This is a genomic window from Streptomyces sp. NPDC059456, from assembly GCF_042750055.1.
GTDB lineage: Bacteria > Actinomycetota > Actinomycetes > Streptomycetales > Streptomycetaceae > Streptomyces.
The window spans coordinates 1-3150 of sequence record NZ_JBHYVA010000853.1 but is presented as its reverse complement, the minus strand read 5'-3'; the positions used below and the strand labels follow the sequence as shown (position 1 = coordinate 3150).

General features: G+C 74.6%; 3 protein-coding genes and 1 pseudogene. 1 reads left to right on the top strand and 3 read right to left on the bottom strand.

The window, feature by feature from the left end:
- Positions 1 to 117 precede the first annotated feature (117 nt).
- Positions 118 to 1902, bottom strand: coding sequence for a DEAD/DEAH box helicase (locus ACFXA3_RS39565; RefSeq protein WP_385195777.1), 1785 nt, complete (start codon positions 1900 to 1902; stop codon positions 118 to 120).
- Positions 1903 to 2019: 117 nt separating this feature from the next.
- Positions 2020 to 2328 (bottom strand): type II toxin-antitoxin system death-on-curing family toxin, encoded by a 309-nt coding sequence (locus ACFXA3_RS39560; RefSeq protein ID WP_385195775.1) that lies wholly within the window; start codon positions 2326 to 2328, stop codon positions 2020 to 2022.
- Between the two features lie 122 nt (positions 2329 to 2450).
- Between ACFXA3_RS39560 and ACFXA3_RS39555 the strand changes: the two genes are divergently transcribed.
- A complete protein-coding gene (locus ACFXA3_RS39555; RefSeq protein ID WP_385195772.1) occupies positions 2451 to 2657 on the top strand; it encodes a hypothetical protein in 207 nt (68 codons plus the stop codon).
- Between the two features lie 24 nt (positions 2658 to 2681).
- On the opposite strand, the pseudogene ACFXA3_RS39550 reads toward ACFXA3_RS39555, so the two are convergent.
- Positions 2682 to 3150: pseudogene (locus ACFXA3_RS39550) on the bottom strand (hypothetical protein); the annotation flags it as partial.

Genomic DNA, 3150 nt, shown 5'->3' with positions numbered 1-3150 from the left:
TCGTACGAACGGTCGACGGGACCGGCGGGCCGGTACGGGCCGCCGGCCGTCGACCGCGGGCCGCCGGGGGCACCGGGCACCGGGCACCGGGCACCGGGCACCCGATACCCGTCCGGGTCACCGCATCCGGGTGGCCCACTCCTGCACCTTCTTGATCCGCTCCCGCAGCTGCCCCGCCGTCGCCTCCGCGCTCGGCGGCCCGCCGCACACGCGCCGCAGCTCGGTGTGGATCACCCCGTGGGGCTTGCCGCTCTGGTGGACGTACGCGCCCACCATCGTGTTCAGCGACTTCCGCAGCTCCAGCAGTTCCTTGTGCGAGACCACCGGCCGCCGGTCGGCGGGCAGCTCCAGCAGGTCCGCCTCGGTGTCCGGCTTGCGGCGGCTGTGCGCGATCTGCCGCGACTGCCGCTTCTGGAGCAGCATCTGCACCTGGTCCGGCTCCAGCAGGCCCGGGATGCCGAGGTAGTCCTGCTCCTCCTCGCTGCCGGGGTGCGCCTGCATGCCGAACTCGGCGCCGTCGTAGAGCACCCGGTCGAAGACGGCGTCGGACTCCAGCGCCTCGAAGGACATCTGCTCGTCCTCGCCGGTGTCCTCGTCCTCCTGCCGGTTCGCCTCGTCCATCTCCTTCTCGGACTCGGCGTACGGGTCCTCCTCGCCCTTCTTCTTGGGCTTGTCGAGGACGTGGTCGCGCTCGACCTCCATCTCGTTGGCGAAGCCGAGGAGATAGGGGATGGTCGGCAGGAACACGGAGGCCGTCTCGCCGCGCCTGCGCGAACGCACGAAGCGTCCGACGGCCTGCGCGAAGAACAGCGGCGTCGAAATGGTCGTGGCGTAGACGCCGACGGCGAGGCGCGGTACGTCGACGCCCTCGGACACCATGCGGACGGCGACCATCCAGCGGTCGTCGTTCGCGCTGAAGGTGTCGATGTTCTTCGAGGCGCCGGTGTCGTCGGAGAGCACCAGGGTGGCCTTCGTACCGGTGATCTCGCGGATCAGCTTGGCGTACGCGCGCGCCGAGTCCTGGTCGGAGGCGATGACGAGCCCGCCCGCGTCCGGGATGCCCTTCCTGACCTCCGTCAGCCGCTGGTCGGCGGCGCGCAGCACGTTCGGCATCCAGTCGCCGCGCGGGTCCAGCGCCGTGCGCCAGGCCTGCGAGATGGCGTCCTTGGTCATCGGCTCGCCGAGCCGGGCGGCGATCTCGTCGCCGGCCTTGGTGCGCCAGCGCATGTTGCCGCTGTAGGACAGGAAGATCACGGGCCGCACGACGCCGTCGCCGAGCGCGTTCCCGTAGCCGTAGGTGTAGTCGGCGGAGGACCGCCGGATCCCGTCGTTCCCCTCCTCGTACGTGACGAAGGGAATGGGGTTGGTGTCCGACCGGAAGGGGGTACCGGTCAGCGCGAGCCGCCGGGTCGCCGGGTCGAACGCCTCCTGGCAGGCCTCGCCCCAGGACTTCGAGTCACCGGCGTGGTGGATCTCGTCGAGGATGACGAGGGTCTTGCGCTGCTCGCAGCGGTTGCGGTGCAGCATCGGGCGCACGCCGACGCCGGCGTACGTGACGGCGACGCCGTGGTAGTCCTTGCTCAGCGGCCCGGCGGAGTACTCCGGGTCCAGCCGGATGCCTATCCGGGCGGCGGCTTCGGCCCACTGCTTCTTCAGGTGCTCGGTCGGGGCGACGACGGTCACCTGCTGCACGACGTGGTGGTGCAGCAGCCAGGACGCGAGCGTCAGCGCGAAGGTCGTCTTGCCTGCGCCGGGCGTGGCGACCGCGAGGAAGTCCCGCGGCTGGGTCTGGATGTACCGGTCCAGCGCACCCTGCTGCCAGGCGCGCAGCTTGCTGGCGGTACCCCAGGGGGCACGGCCGGGGAAGGCGGGTGAGAGGTGGTGGGAGGCGGTAGTAGTCACGGTCTCCGGTTCGGGCTCTCGGCGGCGGTCGTACGTAGGACAACCGGGCCACCTTACCGGGGCCGGCCGGGCCCTCGGGGAGGGACAGGCCCGTGACCTCGGCGGGTGCGGCGAGCGTCACATCCGGCGCAACCGCTCGGCGGTACGCGCCACATCGGCCTCGCGGCCGGCGGCGACATCGATGACCAGGCCGTACGCGGCGTCCCGGTCGACGCCGGCGAGGTCGATGCCGTTCACGGCGGGGAAGGTCGCGGCGGCGGGCCGGGCGGTGCGCTTGATCCCGTCGACGAGGGGACGGTTCACCGCGATGCCGTGGAGCAGCGCGGCGGCCTGCTCGTAGGGGTCCTCGCAGGCCGCGGTCCCCGGCGTGCGGGCCCGCGGCCGGTGCACGGCCGACTCCGGCAGCCCGGGGGCGCGCAGCTCCACCCCCTGCCCGTTGACCGGACAGGCCGGCCCCGCCGGGCCGGTGACCTCGGCCAGGCCGGTGACCTCGGCCAGGGTGAGGTGGCGGACGGTGCTCGTGCGCCGAGCCTCATCAGGAGCGCGGCGTGCTGCCCGGCCGGCCGCCGGGCGTGCGCGGCGACGGCCTCGCGCTCGGCGCGCAGCCGGTCGCCCAGGGCGGCCGGGGCGGCCGGGAGGGCCGGGAGGGCCGGGGCGCACTCCTCGGGGGTGTGCCCGGTCGCGGCGGCCGGGTCGGCGAGCTCCGCGCACTCGGCGTCGGAGAGCCGGACGATCAGCTCGGTCATGACCCGTGACCCTGGCGTCGGGCCCGGTCCGGGTCAGTCGCTCTTCGCGGGGAGAGGCGGGTCCAGGCGGGTGGCGACCCAGGCGCCGACCAGCGCCACGCAGGCCATCGGCAGGAACACCACCAGGAAGGCCGCGGGGTGGGCGGCGTCGCCGGCGCCCTCGGACACGGCGTGCGCGGCCCCCACCGCTCCCCCGCCCAGCACGGCGAACGCGGCGCCGCCCGCCGCGAGCAGCACCACGTTCGCCAGCGCGTCGGAGATCTGCAGCGCGGCGGAATTGGCCCCGGCCTCCTCCGGCGCGGACAGCTCCAGCAGCAGCACGCTCGTCGACCCGATCACCAGCCCCATGCCGAGGCAGCCCACCGCCCAGGCCAGCGCCAGCGTCCACACCGGCACCGACCGGATCAGCACCGCCGGCGCGGCGCGGCGCGGCGCCCCGCCCCCCGGCCCGCCCCCCCCCCCCCTCCCCCGCCCGGCGCGCGCGCCGCCCCCCCCCGCGCCC